Genomic DNA, 20,826 nt, shown 5'->3' on the forward strand with positions numbered 1-20,826 from the left:
CAATAGTGATGAGGTACTAGATAAACAAACGAAGATGAAAAATATAGCTAAAATAATGTTAATTATGTTTATAATTCTCTTATAACAAAAGTATAGAAATGTGGACGTTAGTTAGGATGAATAATTTATAGAATGATCAAAAATAATCACTAGTTTGAACAATTTTTTATCCGTAGTTAGTGGGGCGAAATCATGAAATCATTTTTAGAAAAATATGATTTCTATTTCGTCTTTTTTTATGCAGTAAAATTCCTTATATAAACTATTGCATTTTAATAATACTAAGAGACTTATTTTCCCAAACTAATTTAATAGCGAGTCTGAACAATAGAGAGAAGATTGAAATTTTCTTTGTAGATACGCTAAAAAGCAACGCTCTTACTAGCTTTTATAGCTTTAAAAATGGAAAAAATAATGTTAGAGATAGAAATATATGCTGAAAGTGCTTATAATCATTTATATATATAGCAATAAAATAAAAATAAAGCAGAAATATTTTATGTGATATGTCATAATAGAAATTAAAGAAACATGTAGTTTTAGGGGGAATTATGGTGAAAGATAATAAAAAACATGTAATCCCAAAAGAAAAATACGGCCGTAAAAGACGTGAGTATTTTCATAATGAAGAGCGGGAACAACGTGTACAACTTGAGCGTAAAGCAAGAAAACAACGCGCTGAAAAAGCCGAAGAATTAGCCAAAAATAATGAAGAACGTGTGAAAGAAAATTTGAGAAAAGCACGTATTGAGAAATTGACTCAAGAAGAGATTCAACAGCAACAACAAGTTATGAAAGAACGTAACAATGGTAAGATGAGTGACCAAAATCAAATTAATGAAACACCTAAAGATAGCCAGCAGAAAGAAACAAAGGCTGCAGTTGAATCAGAAAAAACGCCCGAAACAAATTTAAATGAACCTCTTGCATCAACTACAGATTATCAGAACGATAAAGGACAACATAATAAAGAAGCAAAACATAGTCACTCAGAAAGAAAAGATGAACCGAAAAATATACATGACGATCATTTTTATTCTGAAGAAGCGCAACAATCGCGTGTAAATGACTATATAGAAGATGAAAATGAAAGTAAAACACTAAATAGTATTGGAACAAGTAATGAATCAAAACACCAAAGAAAAATGGCTTCACAACAAAATGATGGTCGACCGCAGTCATTTATGGACAGAGTTAAGTACTTTTTCATAGAACAATGGGCACAGGTTTTAATCGTCATTGCAGTTATATTATTGCTTATCCTAATTCAAGCAATATTTAGTAATGTAGATAATAATGGAAATACAAGGGATCATGTATTTCAAAACAATAGTGATAAAGACAAAACTTACACTGCTACAATGAAAAGTGCAAATAGTGCAGTTCATTCAGTTGTAACAGTAGAAAATGATACAAGTAACGATTCATCATCTGCAGAGAAAGAGACACAAGAAGCAGGTAAAGAAAATGAATTAGGTTCAGGTGTCGTCTACAAAAAAGTAGGCGACTCTATTTTTATTATGACGAACGCACATGTTGTTGGTGATAAAAAAGAACAAAAGATTACATACGGTAACAATGACAGTTCAATAGGTAAAGTAATTGGCGCAGATAAATTTTCAGATATTGCGGTCATCAAAGCGAAAGTGAAATCTAATAGTGATGTAAAAGCAATTAAAATGGGAGATTCAAGTACTTTAGTACTAGGTGAACCTATCATTGTTGTAGGTAATCCTTTAGGTGTTGATTTTAAAGGCAGTGTCTCAGAAGGTATTGTTTCAGGATTAAACCGCCATGTACCAGTAGATATTGATAAAGATGATAAGTTTGATGTGTTGATGAGCGCATTTCAGATGGATGCGCCTGTAAACCCGGGTAATTCTGGTGGCGGCGTTATCGATAAGAACGGTAAATTAGTAGGAATTGCATCATTGAAAATCGACATGGATAATGTTGAAGGAATCGCCTTTGCAATCCCAGTCAATGATGCAGAATCTATTGCAAAACAACTTGAAGCTAAAGGTGAAGTAATATATCCTAATACAGGCGTAGAGCTTGCTAATATTGCAGACATTGATAATGCGACCAGACAATCTATCAAATTGCCTGATGATGTAAACAATGGTGTATTAGTTGGAGAAGTCAAATCAGATTCAATTGGAGAAAAATCTGGGTTGCAAAAAAATGATGTAATAGTAGAATTAGATGATAAAGAAGTAGAAGATAACCTCAGATATAGACAAATCATATTTAGTCATAAAGATGATTTAAAGACACTAACTGCTAAAGTATATAGAGATGGAAAAGTACAGGATATTAATATTAAATTGAAGTAGCGTTGGGGTGAATAAACGTTGTCCATTTTCAATCAATTATTTAAAAAATCAAGCCCTCAACAAGGTATTGTGATGTATTATATTATAGCAATTATTGTAGCGTTTTTATTGCTGAATCTACCCTTTGTTCATAAATCAGGTATAAATGTAGATCCAATAGATTCACTATTTGTTGCTGTTTCGGGTGTAAGTGTTACAGGTCTTTCTCCAATAAATATAGTTGAAACTTATACAACATTTGGACAAATCATTATCATGATTATACTTAATATTGGTGGTATTGGCGTAATGGCAATAGGCACCATGTTATGGGTTGTATTAGGTAAACATATTGGTATGCGCGAACGCCAATTGATTATGTTGGATAATAACAAAGATACTATGAGTGGTACTGTTAAACTCATTTTAGATATTGTTCGTACAATTTTAATTATTGAAGTTGTGGGAGCAGCTCTTTTAGCTTTTTATTTCTATAGAGATACGCCAGATTTACAATATGCGATTATGCAAGGATTCTTCGTTGCAGTATCTGCCACGACAAATGGTGGTTTGGATATAACGGGTCAATCATTAATACCGTATGCAAATGATTACTTTGTACAAACGATTGTAATGTTTTTAATTATTTTAGGTTCAATTGGTTTTCCAGTTTTGATTGAAGTGAAGGCTTATATTAAAAATAGAATCCCTAATTTTAGATTTTCATTATTTGCGAAAATTACAACCGTGACATATTTAGTTTTATTTGTGTTCGGTGTGATTATAATTTTATTGTTAGAATATAATCATGCATTTCAAAATATGAGTTGGCATAAGTCGTTGTTTTATGCACTATTCCAATCTGCAACGACCAGAAGTGCTGGATTGCAGACCATTGACGTAAGCCATTTTGGTGAAGGCACTAATGTAATTATGAGCATTTTGATGTTCATAGGATCATCTCCAAGTTCAGTGGGCGGAGGGATTAGAACAACTACGTTCGCTATTTTAATCCTATTCCTATTTAACTTTAGTAATAATACCGAAAAATTATCTATTAAAGCATTTAATCGTGAAATACATACTACAGATGTTCAACGTTCATTTGCTGTATTTACGATGGCTGGTATTATAACCTTTGCAAGTATGATATTTATACTTGTTGTAGAGAATGGAAAAATAACATTTCTACAAGCATTTTTCGAAGTAATGTCAGCATTTGGTACTTGTGGCTTATCTTTAGGCGTAACAGGTGATGTTAATGATATGTCAAAAATGGCACTTATGATATTGATGTTTATTGGTCGAGTTGGATTAATTAGTTTCATCATAATGATTGGTGGACGACGCGAACCAGATAAATATCATTATCCAAAAGAGCGCGTACAGATTGGTTAATGGTAGTGTGATAAATAGCGTAATATAATAGTCATTAGTATGAGAGTCCGGGGCATAGATATATGCTTCGGGCTTTTTTTTAAAGAGTCACTCTCAATTTATTGAGTTAGTGACTCTTACACATGAGCAAAATCTCAGGTGAACGAAACATCACTCTCAATTTATTGAGTTAGTGACTCTTACACATGAGCAAAATCTCAAGTGAACAAAACTATCACTCTCAATTTATTAAGTTAGTCTTTCATACTTTAATTAAGATTTTGAATATTTAATACTGAAATGAGATTAGTATTTGATATGGAAATAAGGTCTTTTAAAAAATAAAATCCCACAGTTGAAAATAAACTATTTGAAGTTATAAAAATGGTATTTTAGTATCATGGTCTTTTCAAAACATGTTAAACTGTGGTTAATGAGGAGAGAGGCATATGAAAAAAAGTGAAAAGATTGCAATAGACGTTATCACAACTTCAGATATGCATAGTTATTTTCTTAATGGAGATTACAGCTCAAATATTTATAGAGCTGGTACTTATGTTAAAAAGGTGAGAGAAGAAAACGACCATGTCATTCTATTAGATAGTGGCGGTAGTTTAGCAGGTTCTTTAGCAGCATTCTATTATGCTATAGTTGCACCATATAAACGTCATCCAATGATAAAATTGATGAATGCGATGCAATATGATGCAAGTGGTATTAGTCCCAATGAATTTAAATTTGGTTTGTCATTCTTTTCAAGAGCAGTGTCGCTATCTAGATTTCCATGGTTATCGGCAAATATTGAATATAAGCGTACACGTGAGCCTTATTTTTCTACACCATATACAATTAAAGAAATTGAAGGTGTGAAAATTGCTATAGTAGGTTTGACCTCTGATGGATTAATGGAAAGAGAACACTTTGAAATGGAAAAAGATGTTCAAATTGAAAAGACTTTATTATCTTCTAAACGTTGGATTCGTTTTATACATGAAACAGAAAAACCAGAATTTCTTATAGTAATTTATCACGGTGGTCTCAATCAGTTAAATAAGTCAGCAAATGAACATGAACAAAACGTAAATGAAGCGGAAAAATTAATGCAGACATTGGGTGTTATAGATTTATTGATTACTGGACATCAACACCAAACATTTATAGGACGAAATGATAAAACAGTTTATGTTCAAGCAGGGCAAAATGCCGAACAGTTAATTCATGTGAAAATTGATTTTAAAAAACGCACCACTTCATATGAATTAGAAGATATTCAATCCCAAATTATTGATTTGAACGAGTATCAAGAAGATGAAGATTTATTAGATTTAACTTTTTATGATAGGAAAACAGTTGAACATTGGAGTAAAGAAGTTTTAACTACCACAGATATTGATGCTAAAGTTGGAGGATTGACGGATGTTATCACTAAACCTCATAAGTTTACACAGCTATTACATGACAGTATACGATTAGCATACGACTACGATATTTCGTGTATTCATTTACCTATAAGTGGTGAAAAGGGATTGTCAGGCACCATTACGAATGAGGAACTATATAACGCACATCCCCATCCTGACATACCAATTGATTTAACAATTAAAGGTCAACAAATTAAAGATATTTTAGAATATTGTTATGGTCATATTGAATTTAGCCAAGGGGAGCTTAGTCTAACTATTGTAGATGAAACATTATGTACGTTCTGGCAAGGTATAGATTACATTATAGATATGAATAAAAAGCCATTTAACCGCGTTACACTAAATAATATTAGACTAGATCATATGTATCGTGTAAGTATGACAGATTACTGTTATAGAAATTATAGACAATATTTAGAAGATGCTGTCATCCATGAAACCGGTGAAATCACTATGGTAGAATTAATTTCGCGTAATTTGAAAAATCAAGAATATCAAATTCAGCAAAAACAAACATTTGAAGTCATAATATAAAAAAACTGGGAGATTCATTTTAGAATGAGTCTCCCAGCTTTTTAAAGTTTATGCGTTAAATATTAATAGAATTACAACAGCTACAATTTGTGCAATAACCGTTGTGGCAATTCGACGTGTATAAAAATAACTTAATGAAAGTACGATTTGTACAACAAATACAAAGAACACAATCCACAAATTATCTAGGTAATAAAATAAAGAAGCTGAACAAAAGGCTGTAATTATAATACCTAACCAACTAGGTAATTTTAATTTAAGCAATTCCTTTTGTAATACCGTACGCATATATAACTCGTGACAAGGTATTACAAAAACTAATGTAACTAACATTTGCCATTTATAATACACACCTGTACGTGTCAGTTCTTTAATTAATTCAGCATACTTAATATCAGTAGCTATAGCAGCGATAATAAGCTGAATAATGATTAATACTATACCTGTAATGATTCCTATACCTAAAGATGTCAATAGCCGTTTGGATTCGATATCTCTTTGATAAAAAACATAACTAACGCCTGCGATTAACATAATACCGGTATAGAGGTACCAGTATTCTTGTTTTTCACCCCACATAACATATAAGATAGCGTGAAATGCAAGAAAGCTAACGATAAACCATATTAATGCCTTAGAAAGTCTATTCATTTTAACTATCCTTCTTGTTCAACGATTGTATACCGTTTATGATTAATGACAGTCTTTTCAGGCAAGTCTAGTTCTTCGAAGTTCTCCATAATTGTTAAATCAACAATTACTGAGTTGTCATTAATTTTTTCTACTCGACCTTTTAAGCCGTCATAAAATTCTACGATATTTCCAACTTCTGCAACAGTCATTTTTAGTCCTCCCTAGAAATGCTAACTAGATAGTATTATACAAAAAATCAGCATACAAATAAACAAATAACCATTAAATTGCTTGATATAAGACAATTTATAAATTTTACTTTATTCTCAAAGTGAATGATTGGCAATTTTTGTGAAAATATAGCATAAATAAGGTAAGGGTATATAATATGAAAAAGGAGTGCAGTAAATGAAGTTTATTAGTAATAATAATATTACAGATCCAACGCTTAATTTAGCAATGGAGGAGTATGTATTAAAAAACATGCCAAAAGATGATAGTTATTTTTTATTTTATATAAATAGACCATCCATCATAATTGGGAAAAACCAAAATACTATTGAAGAAGTGAACCAATCATATATTGATGAACAAGGTATTGATGTTGTAAGACGTATATCTGGCGGGGGCGCAGTCTACCATGATACAGGTAATTTAAACTTTAGTTTTATTACAGATGATGATGGTAATAGTTTCCATAATTTCCAAAAATTTACTGAACCAATTGTTGAAGCATTGAAATCGCTTGGGGTTGATGCAAAATTAAGCGGAAGAAATGATATTCAAGTTGGTGAAGCTAAAATATCAGGAAATGCTATGGTAAAAGTAAAAGATCGCATGTTTAGCCATGGTACTTTAATGTTGAATAGTGAACTTGATGAAGTTCAGAATGCTTTAAGAGTGAATCCAGCAAAAATTAAATCTAAAGGTATTAAATCTGTAAGAAGTAGAGTTGCGAATATTTCTGAATTCTTAGATGAGCCTATAGATATAGATAAATTTAAAGAAATAATTCTAAAAACTATTTTTGGAGAAACTCAAGTAGAAGAATATAAACTTACGGATAAAGATTGGGAAAAAATAGAAAAGTTAAGCAATGAAAAATATCGTACTTGGGAATGGAATTATGGTAGAAATCCTAAATATAATTTTGAAAGAGAAGAAAAATTTGAAAAAGGTTTTGTGCAGATTAAATTAGATGTGAAAAAAGGACGCATTGAACATGCAAAAATTTTCGGTGATTTCTTCGGTGAAGGGGATATTACGGAATTAGAAAATGCGTTGGAAGGCACACTACATGAATTTGATAGTATTGAAGAAGCACTTTCAAATTATGATATTTATCATTATTTTGGAGACATCGATAGACATGAATTGATAAGGCTTATGTCATAAAATTTTAAATAAATGTTATTTTGGAAATGTAAAAAGGTCTATTCACTAACTTAATTGATAAGTAGGGAATAGACCTTATTTTAAATAACAAGAAGTTAAATTAGCCAACGAGAAATTCCTCCAAGTTTCTGTATTCTTCTGTATAACGTTTGAAATCATTCTCGTTTTTATTTTTAAGTGCATTATCGATAAGCTGTTCCAACTGTTGCTTGCGGACATTACGTAAAGATTCATCGATGATTAGTTCAATACCTAAGTCATTAATTGTTGATACAAATGATTCTAATGTATTGTATTTTACATGTGTATTGTGTTTCATAAACGTCACAACCTCTCTATCTTTATTTACATATAGTATACAAGGTTTTAATTTTTAAATCAATGAATATTCTGACTTTTCCGAAAAAATAGTGTTAATTGCAAGTTTACTAAAAATAAGAAATCGAAAAAGACTTTACACTGAAAATTAATTGCAGGAAATCTATAAAAGTATTTATAATATATATTGATTTTAAGATGTTAATGATATATTATTTGATTATCACCAAAACTTATAAAGGAGGTAACAACAATGATTCAACCATATATTATTAAAAAAGGTGATATGGTTTTGCAGCCATGTAATTTAGCAACTGGACAATATGAAGGTAGCTACTTATTAAGGTATAAGGCCGATAGTCAAATCATTAAAGAACGCGTAGCTAAGATTATCGACCGTTCCTGTAGATTTTATGGTAGCAGTTATGTGTTTAAAAAGGAAGATACCATGCGTATCACTGGTATAAGTAGTAAGCCGCCAATTTTATTCACTCCACTATTTCCCACATATTTCTTCCCCACACACTCTGATCGTAAAGCAGATAATACTTGGATCAACATCCATTATGTCCATAATATTAGACCACTTAAAGAAAGGAAATGTAAGGTTACTTTTGTAGACAATCAAAGCATCGTAGCTAATATTTCAGCTCATAGTATGCATCACCAATATTTAAATGGTATATACTATTATTATATGATGGATAGGGCAGCTAGAGTCGCTACATTTGACCCTGATTCACCAATTGATTATACTAAACCGCAATTAAATATATATGAAGCATTAGCAAAATATTCATTATTTGAACCAAAATAGTGAAAATCAGCAAATAAAAAATGTAAAAAAGGCATATGTGGAATATTATATTAATTTAGTGTAAATATTCCGCATATTTTTTTTACATACCTCTTGAAAAATAAAAGATAGTTGATATAATAGTATTTGTGCTTGATTAAAGGCATTAATTATTCCACAGTAGCTCAGTGGTAGAGCTATCGGCTGTTAACCGATCGGTCGTAGGTTCGAGTCCTACCTGTGGAGCCATTGGAAACGTACTCAAGTTGGCTGAAGAGGCGCCCCTGCTAAGGGTGTAGGTCGCGAGAGCGGCGCGAGGGTTCGAATCCCTCCGTTTCCGTAAATTAGATAATCCCCGTTAAGTTGACGTGAGCAAAACGTTGATTTAACGGGTTTTTATTATATCTGGATAAGTTTGGTTAGTGTCGTAAATGAATTTTTAAGCCAACGAAACGCCAATATTAATATAATTTTTACAAGATTACGCCAACGCATTGGCATTAGTTTCTATGCTTTCTAACGCTTGTATAGCCTTATCATTTTCGGCTTTGGCTGTTTCATCTAATAAATAAGAATAAACATCCACAGTTTCCGTAAATTAGTTTTTATAAAGTGTTCTTACATACCGAAACTCTTGAAATAATAGGGTTTCGGTATTTTTGTTTTAAAATACTTTTAATTTTTTGGTCGTTTCATAGTTAAGAAGATTACAAAATATAATTCTGCGATAATTTTAAACCTAAGAAGGTTACATGCGCAAAATAGAAAAGTACTCATAAACAATATACGTAGATAATCAAACTGGATTGAATAAAGTTAATTTGAAAGAAACTGTAAAGATATAATAAATTGAAAAACGCTATAAATACATAAATACATAAATACTAGTCCAAAAGCAGTAAGACAAAACTTAAATTTTTTGAGTTTGCAACGCTAAGGTCAACTTGCTTTTTTATTTATTATCATAAATTTCTTTTGAAAATTCTTCTTCAATACGTTCGATATAATCTTTATTACTGCCATGCCATACTCCACAAAACCTTGATTTAACGCTCTCATTGTTAAACCAATTTCCATCATAATAAGCAATAGGAAATAACAAGCCTTTTTGGATATATTTTAATATTATGTTAAAAAATTTTTCGTTGTCACAGGGAGAAATATAATTATAAAATTTATGATAGCCATCATGTAAAAATGGATCTAAAAGCAACATACTTGTTGAACCATTTTGTCGAAAATTTAAATCAATTGCAAATATATTATTTTTCTTATCAACCAATAAATCAAATCCAGCAATACCGAAATAACCATTTTTCACTCCAATTTCCATTATTTCTTTACCTGCTTGTATAACTGAGAGAGGAACTTTTTGGACATTATGATTACCTTTATAATGCCCATATTGATCTGTCAATTGTTCAGTGGCACCCAAATACCTTATTCCTTCTTTTTCTGAATATACATATTGTACAGAATAATTATTTACAGCTTCTATTTTTTGTTCAATAATGAGTGAATTAGTCATATGACTTGCTTTTGAAATTTTTTGTTTAGCGTTTTTTAAATCTTCGTTGTTATAACAAATCATCACGCCATAACCGCCAGCTGTGGGTAAATCACCCGCTGGTTTTATTACAAAAGGAAATGACCAATTAGAAACAGAATTTTCAAATTCGGCAACCGTGACAACCTCTCTTTTAGGCAAATATTTATAACCAGTCCATTCAGCAAGACGTGATTTATTGTTTAAGGCAATAAGAGTTTCTTTATCTAATGCATAATGTTTATTTTTTAAAACTTCCGGTTCATGGGCATATTGAAAATGAATTTTTTTACCATATTCATGAGCTAATTTTTTTATTAATTTTTCATAAGTGGTTTGATTTTCAAATTTCCAGATATTACTAGGTATTTTTATTCCAACAGTTTTAAAAAGTAATGATAATTTATTTGTTACGCATGCTGCATGTACTAATATAGGTGTTTGCCCAGATATGATTAATTCTCTACCTGTTGAAAAATTGCATTGATGTTCTTCAAGTTCCAACCATGGGTTAGAACCATAAGAAGGTCTAGAAGTATAAATAACATTTGATGCATAAAGGTCATTAAGCGTTAAAATAGGTTGTTTGTTTTGTAGGTTTTCCATTATAAACCTCCTTATATTTATAATTTGATATATGTTAATCTTTATTGAAGAAATTCAAAGTGAATGAGTATATCCGGGATGTTTTATATGAAATTGGATATGCGTATGATATAAAATATGAAAAGGTTTGGAAATGTTGAAGAAAGAGAAAAATTTAATTTACTGGTTTAAAAAATTTACGTTTTAAGATGTTTATATACTAAGAAGGATATACCACTTTACCTTAATAATAGAGATATGAAACATTGTTAGTTTAAATTCTTTTTAGATAAAATAATTGGTTATAAATTTAACTTAAGAGGATAAGAATAATTAGATTATTTGATTCTTATTTAAAGAGAAAAACTTTCTATAATTATTATGTTTTTATAATAAGACAAAAATTCTAAGTTATTCTTGGACATTTATACAGAAAAACAAATCAATATGTACTAGATAAATATAGATATTAAGATAGTAACGATAATTTATATAAAATAAATATAAATTTTGTGTTTAAAAATAATTTGAAGTGGAATACTATAATTGCACTCCCGAATCTTATTCTCAATCACATTTCCCAAGCTCCTCTATTATTTTAGGTTCTTCGACCTTTGATGATAGAGGGGTTTTTTAGAAGTAATTCAAATTTAAAAATTTAGTCAACAAGTAGTTAATAAACGTTAAACTATACTGTTATATATAGGTCGTAAAGAATACCTCTATTTGCGACAGAAAATAATTCTCGTTAAATTAAGAATTAATTTAGTGGTGCTTTAGTTTTGGTGAATCTAATTCAGTGTTTGTTAAAAAGTTAAGGGAATGTACTAATATTAGAACTATCATATTAATGCTATGGTATATATAGTGGTCCCCCTTAACCACCTCAAAGTATCTTTTCACAGCCATCCTTCGGGATGGTTTTTGATTCTTCGAATGTATTATTAATTCTTTTAAATATATTGAGTGACTTGCTTAATTTAATTATTAAAAATAGCCTATATTAAGATGAGACCTTAGAGTTAAAGTATTAGACTTAAGAGGTTAGACAAAATTATAGAGTAATCTATTTGTTTAAAAATAAGGAGATTCCCTAATGTAGTAATTAAAATTAATATGATAACCTGTACCAAGTGGACTTCAGACATCTACATATATCCGTTAAGTGATGAACAAAATTACAAAAACATTACTTAATATTACAGAAATAAAACAAACCAAGAGCTAATAAAATAGTTTTTCGGTTTGTTTTTTTATAAATTTAGGTGATTATCTTTCAATCAAAGTTGTTATTATAATAAATTTAAGAAGGAAAATAGTTTGGTCTCTGATTCGGTCTCGCTGAAACTAAGAAAGCTGATTAGGCTTGATGCATAAGTGTAGCATCGACGATGGCTTTGGTGATAAAAATAATGGCATTTACGCCCTTGTAATCATAACAATCTTATCTATTCTCTTTATTGGTGAGTTGTACTAAAGTTTTATGAAATTAATATTAACGAATTCTTAAATTTTAGAATATTTAAATAAAGACGGTTCAAACATTTAGTTAAAAGACTTATATTTTCTATATTAAAATATTGCGGAAAACTTTATAAAAATAGTTGTAATATTTGTAACATTAATGTAATATAAAAACGTAAGTTAGAGATTCAAAATAAAAACCTAGGAGGTAACTTTGAAATGAAGAAATTATCAAAAATTGTTTTGGCAAGTAGTATTGTTTTTGGGACTGTTTTAGGAGTTAATGTAGTAAATGGAGAAGGCGCAGAGAATCAAGCAGAAGCGGCACAAACGCCATGGTATAATTATAATGGTTATACAGCTGCTAGTAGTAATTTTGTGTTAGATAAGAACTTTAAAACTGCATTAAAATACGATAATGTGAAGATTAACGGTTATAAACTTACTAGCAATAAGTCAGCGCCAGCTAAAGAGCTTGTTGTAAAAGATCAAATTTTTTATAAAGTGAGTAATCATAAAGCGGATCAAGTTGCATTTAATTTAGACGGACGTACTATAACGCCACAAAAATTAATAAACGTTTATGGACAACCAGTAGAGAAACCAGTTGAATCTGCCGTAGGTAAAGTTTATAAATATAAAATAGGCAATAAAACTGTTCAATTTTTTGTAGATAAAGTACACGTGTATAGAGCGCAAATTAATAGTTAAAAACTATTCTATTGGTACTTTACTTAATAGATTAAGCTTCTTCAATAAATAAAACGAGACGCTAATAGAGAATCATTTTAACTAAGTGAAAACATGTTTTAGTATATGTCATATAAGATTTATATAAATATTAGTCTCCTCTAAAGGTAGTTACTTCAAATTAAAAAGTAAACTGCAGATAGGGGAGCTTTTTATGTAAAAAGTAAGGTCTTAAACGTTTACATTGGGGATTTACAATTAACTGATAAGAACGATATATAAATTAAAGAAGGGAGCGAGATATTATTCAAAATCTCGCTCCCTCTTTAAATGCGTGTAACGTTCTTTAGTCGACTTTCAACTCAAATAAAGTTTATTTTAGATGGGGATTAGATTAATACAACAAAAGCTATTTAGAATCATACATAGTGATTTCGCTTTTGATGATATTTTGTCCCATCTTTTTTTATTTAGTGACATTATGATTTTATTTTTTACTAATTAGATTTCTTATTGCTCTAACTATATAACCTACAGCTAATGCTCTAAACACACGTTTGATTATATTTTTCATTTCAAACCTCCTAAGTTACAATTCAAAAATTTTAAATTGGATTATACTTTCTTTACCCTTTTTCGAATGAAATATAGATGGTTTTAGAAATTTATAAGTAATTTTCGATAACGCGTTTTATTTTTCAAAAGTAATTAAGCCATCTTCATCTGCTTTATGAAAGAAAATAGTAATAATTCCACTAATTATTGCTATAATATATGGAATTCCCGTCCAGAAGAAAATGAGATGGATAATTCCTTGTAAAAGTTGATTAGAGTAAAATTTATGGATACCGCACCAACCCAATATAAATGCGAGTACAACATAGATTACTTTGTTTACTTTCATATGTTCATATCCTTTCATGTTTAAGTTCTTATTTTAATTATCGCTTAAATGAAGATATACAACAATAGAAAACTACTGTTGCTATAAAAATTAGATGAAGTTTGGTGATTACTTCGAAATTTCCAGTTGATTAATATATAATAGAATTAAAGAAATTATGAATAAGGGGAGCGTTATTAATGATTAGAAAAGCAAACCCAAGTGACACGTCGAAAATTGCTGAACTATGTTATATCATATGGAGTGGGCTCGATATACAAATGGTTGCAGATATAGATGAATCACGGCTGCTTAAAATTATGGAACAGAGTATGGTTGATGTACCTTATAGAGGTCATTACAGTAACACGTGGGTCTATGAAATAGAAGGCGAGATAGCTGGTTGCTTAATCGCATATCCAGGAGATAAAGAAATAGAATTGGAACAAGCATGGTTGAATATGGATTTAGACGATGATATCCGGTCATATGGTACACCAATGCCAATGAAAGAAGCGAATGACGATGAATGGTATATTGAAACTGTTGCAACCTTCCCTGAATACCGTGGCAGAGGTGTAGCGACACAATTAGTACAACATGTCATAGAGACTTATAGTGAGGAAAAATGGAGTTTAAATTGTGATGTTCATAATGATGGAGCGCTTTACGTTTATAAAAAATTAGGTTTTCAAATTGCTAGTGAATTTGATTTATATGGACATATGCATTATCATATGATTCTTCCAATTAGCGATAAAAATAAATAAAAAATCGACCTTCATTTAATGAAGATCGATAATAAATATAACTTTGGTAGCCATTATTAATGTAAAGCGTACCTTATTAAATTCCACCCAATATTGCACTGATATAAATACCTAGCGCATATAATAAACCAAAGAAAGTGTTAGTTTTACCAGTTGCTGCCATAGCAGGCATCATTGTTTGCGGCGTGTCATTTTTCTTGAACCTGCGTACTGCTTTTATTGGCATAGGGAATGATAACAAGGCCAGTAAATAAAAGATTGAGCCACCAGGTTGGAAGAAAGTGATATATATAACTAACACATAAGCGACAATATACATTAACGCTAAGAAACGAACAGAATTGTTTTTACCAAGTAAGATAGGTAGCGTTTTACGACCACTTTCTTTATCTTTAACGCGGTCACGGATATTGTTTGCCATATTAATTAAACCGATAGTAATAACGATTGGGATACTTATCCATACAACTAAACTTTGTAAATTTCCTGTTTGAATAAAGAATGAAATTAAAATGATTATCATACCCATAAATACGCCTGAAAACAATTCACCAAAAGGAGTCCATGAAATTGGGAATGGACCGCCAGTATAAAGATATCCAACAGCCATACATACAAGACCAACAGGTATTAACCAAAATGAACTTTGGAGGGCTATAAATATACCTAGTAGTGCAGCTATGATATAAAATGCAATAGCTAAGTTCAGGACTAATTTAGGACTCATACCATTTCTAACAATTGCACCACCAATACCCACGGAAGTGTGATCATCAAGTCCTTTCTTAAAATCGTAATATTCGTTAAACATATTTGTCGCAGCTTGAATTAATAAACATGCGATTAACATTGCTAGAAAAACACCGAGATTGAGTTGGTTTTCACTACCAAGGATAAAAAGTTTTGAAGTAGCAGTACCGACAAGTACAGGCACCACTGCAGCAGTTAAAGTATGTGGTCGCATTAACTGCCAGTATTTTTTGACAGTAGAATATTGTTGATATTGAGATGCCATAATGATTTACCTCGTATTCTTTTAATTTATAATATTTTTTATCAAATATATTTTAATGGAAGAAGTTAGAAAGGTCAAATAACGTAAAAATGTATGAATGAAATAAGCTAGAAACCATACATACATTGTGAAAAGTGGTACAATATCATAATGAGTACAAACTGATAAATGAAAGAAGTGAAATAGATGACTTTTGACGTCAAGGAAAGTGAAATTGTCGAAGCGGTATACGAAAGTAATCATACTTGGGTCTCTGTAGAAGCAAAATTGAATTATGAATTAGACCCTACAATATTATTTCATATAACGGAAGATTGTGCGGGAGACCGTTTTTATTTTAAGAAAAATGACAACGAAACTTCATTCTTTGGCTATCATGCTATTACAAGATTTAAAAATGATTTTGAAAACAAACAATCTATTTTCCGTGAATGGGAAAAATATAAAAATAACATTGAATTAATTCATCCAAATTCTGACAAACATCATTTGAAAATTTGTGGAGGTTTCCAATTCTCTACACATAAATCCGGTGATGAATGGCGTGAATTTGGTATTAATCATTTTATCTTGCCAGAAGTATTAGTGACAATGGAGCAAGGATATACTTATATAACTTATACAGTGAAATCAGACCAATTTGAAATAAATACATTTTTAGCGATTATAGATAAATTAACTCAAACAAATGTGCAACCTGACTTTGAAATAGGGGATATTAAGCGCATCGAAGATATATATAAAGACGAGTGGCGTGATTTAGTTAAAGATACAATTGATATATTAGATGAAAATAAAAAAATTGTGTTAGCAAGAAAACGTTTAATAATCTTTGATAAACAGATTAAAATACCTTATATTTTGAATAAAGCTTCCCAAGGAGAACATAATAGTTATTTATTTATTTTAGAATCACAAGATAGTATTTTCTTTTCACAAACACCAGAACAATTAATGGAAGTAAACAATGAAATATTATCAACGAAAGCAGTAGCAGGTACGATAAAGCGAACACATCAAGGTGAAATAGATAAAGAAAATATCCAGTCTTTTTTAAATGATGAGAAAAACTTAAATGAACATCGCTTTGTTGTTGAAAGTATATTAAATGATATAGCGCCTTATGTAGAAGACGTTGCTTATAATGAAGAACCTCAAATTTTAACAAATGACCATTTATATCATTTGTATACTAAAATAAAAGGTCAGTTGAAATATGAGTCATATATAGGCTTGTTAGATAACTTACACCCGACACCAGCATTAGGCGGTTATCCAAAATTTGAAGCATTAGAATACATTGAACAAAATGAATTTGGTACACGTGGACTATATGGCGCACCTGTAGGTTATATTGATATGTATGATAACTGTGAATTTATCGTGGCAATTCGTTCGATGTTGATTAAAAAAAATCAAGCCACTTTATATGCAGGTTGTGGTATTGTGAGTGATTCTGATGCAGATAGTGAAGTAGAAGAAACTGCAGTTAAATTTAACCCTATGATGAAAGCTTTAGGAGTCGAGGAATATGAATAATCATACAGATGCGTTAACGAAACAAGTGTTTACCTTTGTTTCAGAATTATATGCTTATGGCATAAGAGAAGTAGTAATAAGTCCAGGGTCACGTTCAACACCATTAGCAATTGCGGTTGAAGCCCATCCTAGATTAAAATCTTGGATTCATCCAGATGAAAGAAGTGCTGCATTTTTTGCAATGGGATTAATGAAAGGAAGCGAACGACCAGTAGCTATTCTATGTACTTCAGGTAGCGCCGCTGCAAACTATACTCCTGCTGTTTCAGAGAGTAGTTTGAGCCATTTACCATTAGTAGTGCTTACTAGTGACCGTCCACATGAACTAAGAAATATTGGTGCGCCACAAGCAATCAATCAAGCGAGCATGTTCCAAAATTATGTACAATATCAATTTGACTTCCCAGTAGTTGATACAAATGTAACGGAAAATTTTATGACGAACACTGTGAAATTTCAGCTACAAAAAGCGAGTCAATTTCTATATGGTCCTCATCGTGGCCCAATACATTTAAACTTACCATTTAGAGAGCCATTAACACCGAATATTGAAAAAGTAGAATGGTTAACCTCAGATATGAAAACATTACCACATTATCAAAAAACAACTAGTTTAAATGAAATCAGTTCGATTATTAAAAAGAGTAAAGGTTTGATTATCGTTGGTGATATGCAGCATCAAGATATTGACCAAGTCCTAACTTATTCAACGATACACGATATGCCAATATTAGCTGATCCATTGAGTCAACTAAGACGAGAACATCATCCTAATGTTGTGACAAGCTATGATTTACTATATAGAGCAGGTTTGGAATTAGATGTTGATTTTATTATTAGAGTTGGCAAACCAGTTGTTTCCAAAAAATTAAATCAATGGTTAAAAGAGACAGAAGCTTTTCAAATTTTAATTCAAAATAATGATCAACCTGATGCATTTCCTATTACGCCACATGTTTCCTACGAAATGTCAGCCAATGATTTCTTTAGACAGTTGTCAGAAACACCGATTGTTGAACGTAAGCGTTGGTTAGAAAAATGGCAGACATTAGAGAAACACGCAATTGTTGAGATTAAAGATTATGTAAGAACAGCAACAGACGAAGCGGCATATGTTGCGAATGTTTTAGATAAATTAACAACATCAGATACTTTATTTGTTAGTAATAGTATGCCGATTCGTGATGTTGATAATTTGTTCATTGATTGCGATGCGGAAGTGTTTGCTAATCGTGGCGCAAATGGCATCGATGGCGTGGTGTCTACAGCTTTAGGTATGGCAGTGCATAAAAAAGTAACACTATTAATAGGTGATTTAGCTTTTTATCATGATATGAATGGTTTATTAATGTCCAAATTAAATGATATCAATTTAAATATTATTTTACTCAATAATGATGGTGGAGGCATCTTTTCATATTTACCTCAAAAGGAAACGGCAGAAGATTATTTTGAACGTTTATTTGGCACTCCAACAGGGCTTGATTTTGAACATACAGCTTTGCTATATGATTTTGCCTTTGACAGATATGAATCAATTGAAGCATTTAAATATGCAGATTTATCTAAATTTGGTGCCCATATTTACGAAATAATTACGCAGCGTGAAGAAAATAAGCAACAGCATCTAAAACTCTATAAAAAGTTGAGTGATATTGTTAATGTTGAATTATAAATTTTACCAAGCAAAAAGTAATACGGATAAATTATTGGTTATGCTACATGGATTTATCAGTGATCAACAGGCTTTTAATGAACATGTTCGTGTCTTACAAGAAACATTGAATATTTTAACTGTAGATTTGCCTGGTCATGGTCAAGACGACTCTGATACAAATCAAACTTGGGATTTTTCATTTATTTCAAATGAGTTAGATGAAGTATTAAAATTATTTAAGGATTATCATTTGTTTTTACATGGTTATTCAATGGGTGGTAGAATTGCTTTATATTATGCAATTGAAGGTAAAATGAAATTAACAGGATTGATTATAGAAAGCACATCTCCAGGAATCGAAGCATTAGAAGACCGTAATGAAAGGCAACAGGTTGATCAGGCTAGAGCAAAAGTGTTAGAAATTGCAGGTTTAGAAATATTTGTTAATGACTGGGAAAAGTTGCCTCTTTTCTATACGCAATATGAATTAGATAAATCCATTAAAAAGGCAATACGTGATATGAGATTACGTCAAAACCCATTACGTTTAGCAAAGGCTTTGCGTGATTATGGTACTGGACAAATGCCTAATTTATGGCCGAAGTTAAATCAAATTAAAGTACCCACATGTATTATAGTAGGTATTTTAGATGGTAAATTTTGTAAAATTGCTAAACGCATGGAAACTATGATTCAAAATACAGAGTTAAACGAAGTAGAACAAAGTGGTCATACGGTACATGTGGAAGAATTTACAGAATTTGATAGAATAGTATTAGGTTTTATTCATAAGGAGGAACAAAATGACTAGACAGTGGGAAACAATTAAAGAATATAAAGAAATTAAGTACGAAATATATGATGGTATTGCAAAAGTAACGATTAACCGTCCTGAGGTACGTAACGCGTTTACACCAAACACAGTACAAGAAATGATCGACGCATTCACAAGAGCACGTGATGATCAACGTGTTTCTGTTATTATCTTAACTGGTGAAGGGGATAAAGCATTTTGTTCAGGAGGAGATCAAAAAGTACGTGGCCATGGTGGTTATGTCGGAGATGATCAAATCCCTCGTTTAAACGTATTAGACTTACAAAGACTTATCCGTGTGATTCCAAAACCTGTCGTTGCAATGGTAAGAGGTTATTCAATCGGTGGAGGACATGTACTTAGCGTTGTTTGTGACTTAACAATCGCAGCAGATAATGCAATCTTTGGCCAAACAGGACCTAAAGTTGGATCGTTTGATGCTGGTTACGGTTCAGGTTATTTAGCTCGTATCGTAGGACACAAAAAAGCGCGTGAGATTTGGTACTTATGTCGTCAATATGATGCTCAGCAAGCATTAGACATGGGATTAGTCAATACTGTCGTTCCATTGGATCAAGTTGAAGATGAAACAGTACAATGGTGTCAAGAAATGAAACAACATTCACCAACTGCTTTAAGATTCTTGAAAGCGGCTATGAATGCAGACACTGATGGTTTAGCTGGACTTCAACAAATGGCTGGAGACGCTACTTTACTTTACTATACAACAGATGAAGCAAAAGAAGGCAGAGACGCGTTTAAAGAAAAACGCGATCCAGACTTTGATCAATTCCCTAAATTTCCATAAAATTAAAAAATACAAAAAATAAAAAAGCATTATCGAAAAACTAGGTGGAGCTATGTCTCACCTAGTTTTTTTATGTTTATAGTGATGAAAGCATAAAATGATAAATATTATTATATATGGTGATATAAGTTAAAAATTTATTTACTATTTAGATTGCAACGTAATAGGCTGAGACATACGAATAATTATAAATCAAGTAATATAAATTTAATTTCCCACTAATATATAGCGGAAAACTTTTAATGCGAAAACTTTTTTACACT

17 protein-coding genes and 2 tRNA genes are annotated in these 20,826 nt (G+C 31.0%); 13 read left to right on the forward strand and 6 right to left on the reverse strand.

Translation table 11 applies throughout. The annotated features are described in order from the left end of the window. Positions 1–554 precede the first annotated feature (554 nt). The 3 genes from J5E45_RS12150 (at position 555) to J5E45_RS12160 (ending at position 5,650) form a co-directional block, all read left to right on the forward strand. Positions 555–2,336 (forward strand): S1C family serine protease, encoded by a 1,782-nt coding sequence (locus J5E45_RS12150; protein ID WP_039067736.1) that lies wholly within the window; start codon positions 555–557, stop codon positions 2,334–2,336. 18 nt (positions 2,337–2,354) lie between these two features. Continuing rightward, positions 2,355–3,713 (forward strand): TrkH family potassium uptake protein, encoded by a 1,359-nt coding sequence (locus J5E45_RS12155; RefSeq protein WP_039067720.1) that lies wholly within the window; start codon positions 2,355–2,357, stop codon positions 3,711–3,713. Between the two features lie 428 nt (positions 3,714–4,141). After that, positions 4,142–5,650: a bifunctional metallophosphatase/5'-nucleotidase gene (locus tag J5E45_RS12160; RefSeq protein WP_039067719.1), complete on the forward strand. Its 1,509-nt coding sequence runs from the start codon at positions 4,142–4,144 to the stop codon at positions 5,648–5,650. 48 nt (positions 5,651–5,698) lie between these two features. Here J5E45_RS12160 and J5E45_RS12165 read toward each other — a convergent pair whose 3' ends face one another. Both J5E45_RS12165 and J5E45_RS12170 read right to left on the reverse strand, forming a co-directional pair. Further along, positions 5,699–6,301, reverse strand: coding sequence for a CPBP family glutamic-type intramembrane protease (locus J5E45_RS12165; RefSeq protein WP_039067718.1), 603 nt, complete (start codon positions 6,299–6,301; stop codon positions 5,699–5,701). Between the two features lie 5 nt (positions 6,302–6,306). Continuing rightward, complete coding sequence (locus J5E45_RS12170) at positions 6,307–6,492, reverse strand: YkvS family protein (protein ID WP_002483735.1); 186 nt, start codon at positions 6,490–6,492, stop codon at positions 6,307–6,309. Positions 6,493–6,691: 199 nt separating this feature from the next. Between J5E45_RS12170 and J5E45_RS12175 the strand changes: the two genes are divergently transcribed. Next, positions 6,692–7,678 carry a lipoate--protein ligase gene (locus tag J5E45_RS12175; protein WP_069792982.1) on the forward strand — a complete coding sequence of 329 codons (987 nt, stop codon included), beginning with the start codon at positions 6,692–6,694 and terminating at the stop codon, positions 7,676–7,678. Between the two features lie 100 nt (positions 7,679–7,778). Here the strand turns inward: J5E45_RS12175 and J5E45_RS12180 are convergent, their stop codons facing one another. Continuing rightward, complete coding sequence (locus J5E45_RS12180; RefSeq protein WP_017722274.1) at positions 7,779–7,997, reverse strand: IDEAL domain-containing protein; 219 nt, start codon at positions 7,995–7,997, stop codon at positions 7,779–7,781. A gap of 252 nt (positions 7,998–8,249) precedes the next feature. Here J5E45_RS12180 and J5E45_RS12185 point away from each other — a divergent pair, with 252 nt between their 5' ends. From J5E45_RS12185 to J5E45_RS12195, 3 genes are all read left to right on the forward strand, one after another. Continuing rightward, on the forward strand, positions 8,250–8,813 hold the full coding sequence (locus tag J5E45_RS12185; RefSeq protein ID WP_039067715.1) for a competence protein ComK: 564 nt from the start codon (positions 8,250–8,252) through the stop codon (positions 8,811–8,813). A 153-nt stretch (positions 8,814–8,966) separates the two neighbouring features. Beyond that, positions 8,967–9,041 (forward strand) — tRNA-Asn (locus tag J5E45_RS12190). Positions 9,042–9,043: 2 nt separating this feature from the next. Beyond that, positions 9,044–9,132, forward strand: a tRNA-Ser gene (locus J5E45_RS12195). A 612-nt stretch (positions 9,133–9,744) separates the two neighbouring features. On the opposite strand, the gene ldmS is transcribed toward J5E45_RS12195, so the two are convergent. Continuing rightward, the gene (gene ldmS, locus J5E45_RS12200; protein ID WP_069792981.1) at positions 9,745–10,944 is read right to left on the reverse strand and encodes an L-aspartate--L-methionine ligase LdmS; all 1,200 of its coding nucleotides are present in this window, start codon (positions 10,942–10,944) and stop codon (positions 9,745–9,747) included. A 1,662-nt stretch (positions 10,945–12,606) separates the two neighbouring features. Here ldmS and isaB point away from each other — a divergent pair. Next, positions 12,607–13,098 (forward strand): immunodominant staphylococcal antigen IsaB family protein, encoded by a 492-nt coding sequence (gene isaB / locus J5E45_RS12205; RefSeq protein ID WP_208182272.1) that lies wholly within the window; start codon positions 12,607–12,609, stop codon positions 13,096–13,098. Positions 13,099–13,768: 670 nt separating this feature from the next. Here isaB and J5E45_RS12210 read toward each other — a convergent pair. Next, a complete protein-coding gene (locus tag J5E45_RS12210) occupies positions 13,769–13,981 on the reverse strand; it encodes a TM2 domain-containing protein (RefSeq protein WP_029379120.1) in 213 nt (70 codons plus the stop codon). A gap of 179 nt (positions 13,982–14,160) precedes the next feature. On the opposite strand from J5E45_RS12210, the gene J5E45_RS12215 reads away from it, so the two are divergent. Further along, positions 14,161–14,730, forward strand: coding sequence for a GNAT family N-acetyltransferase (locus J5E45_RS12215; RefSeq protein WP_069792980.1), 570 nt, complete (start codon positions 14,161–14,163; stop codon positions 14,728–14,730). Positions 14,731–14,806: 76 nt separating this feature from the next. Here the strand turns inward: J5E45_RS12215 and J5E45_RS12220 are convergent, their stop codons facing one another. Beyond that, a complete protein-coding gene (locus J5E45_RS12220; RefSeq protein ID WP_069792979.1) occupies positions 14,807–15,745 on the reverse strand; it encodes a 1,4-dihydroxy-2-naphthoate polyprenyltransferase in 939 nt (312 codons plus the stop codon). A 186-nt stretch (positions 15,746–15,931) separates the two neighbouring features. Here J5E45_RS12220 and J5E45_RS12225 point away from each other — a divergent pair, with 186 nt between their 5' ends. The 4 genes from J5E45_RS12225 to menB are packed head-to-tail and all read left to right on the forward strand — an operon-like array spanning position 15,932 to position 20,563. Further along, positions 15,932–17,284: an isochorismate synthase gene (locus J5E45_RS12225; RefSeq protein ID WP_069792978.1), complete on the forward strand. Its 1,353-nt coding sequence runs from the start codon at positions 15,932–15,934 to the stop codon at positions 17,282–17,284. Continuing rightward, positions 17,277–18,959 (forward strand): 2-succinyl-5-enolpyruvyl-6-hydroxy-3-cyclohexene-1-carboxylic-acid synthase, encoded by a 1,683-nt coding sequence (menD, locus tag J5E45_RS12230; protein ID WP_208182274.1) that lies wholly within the window; start codon positions 17,277–17,279, stop codon positions 18,957–18,959. The genes J5E45_RS12225 and menD overlap by 8 nt, the downstream gene beginning before the upstream one ends. Next, positions 18,946–19,752: a 2-succinyl-6-hydroxy-2,4-cyclohexadiene-1-carboxylate synthase gene (gene menH, locus J5E45_RS12235; RefSeq protein WP_039067626.1), complete on the forward strand. Its 807-nt coding sequence runs from the start codon at positions 18,946–18,948 to the stop codon at positions 19,750–19,752. The genes menD and menH overlap by 14 nt, the downstream gene beginning before the upstream one ends. After that, positions 19,745–20,563, forward strand: a complete 819-nt coding sequence (gene menB, locus J5E45_RS12240; RefSeq protein ID WP_029379114.1) for a 1,4-dihydroxy-2-naphthoyl-CoA synthase — start codon at positions 19,745–19,747, stop codon at positions 20,561–20,563. Before menH ends, menB begins: the two co-directional genes overlap by 8 nt. Positions 20,564–20,826 lie beyond the last annotated feature (263 nt).

The sequence above is a fragment of the Staphylococcus shinii genome (assembly GCF_017583065.1).
In the GTDB taxonomy this organism is placed as follows: Bacteria; Bacillota; Bacilli; order Staphylococcales; family Staphylococcaceae; genus Staphylococcus; species Staphylococcus shinii.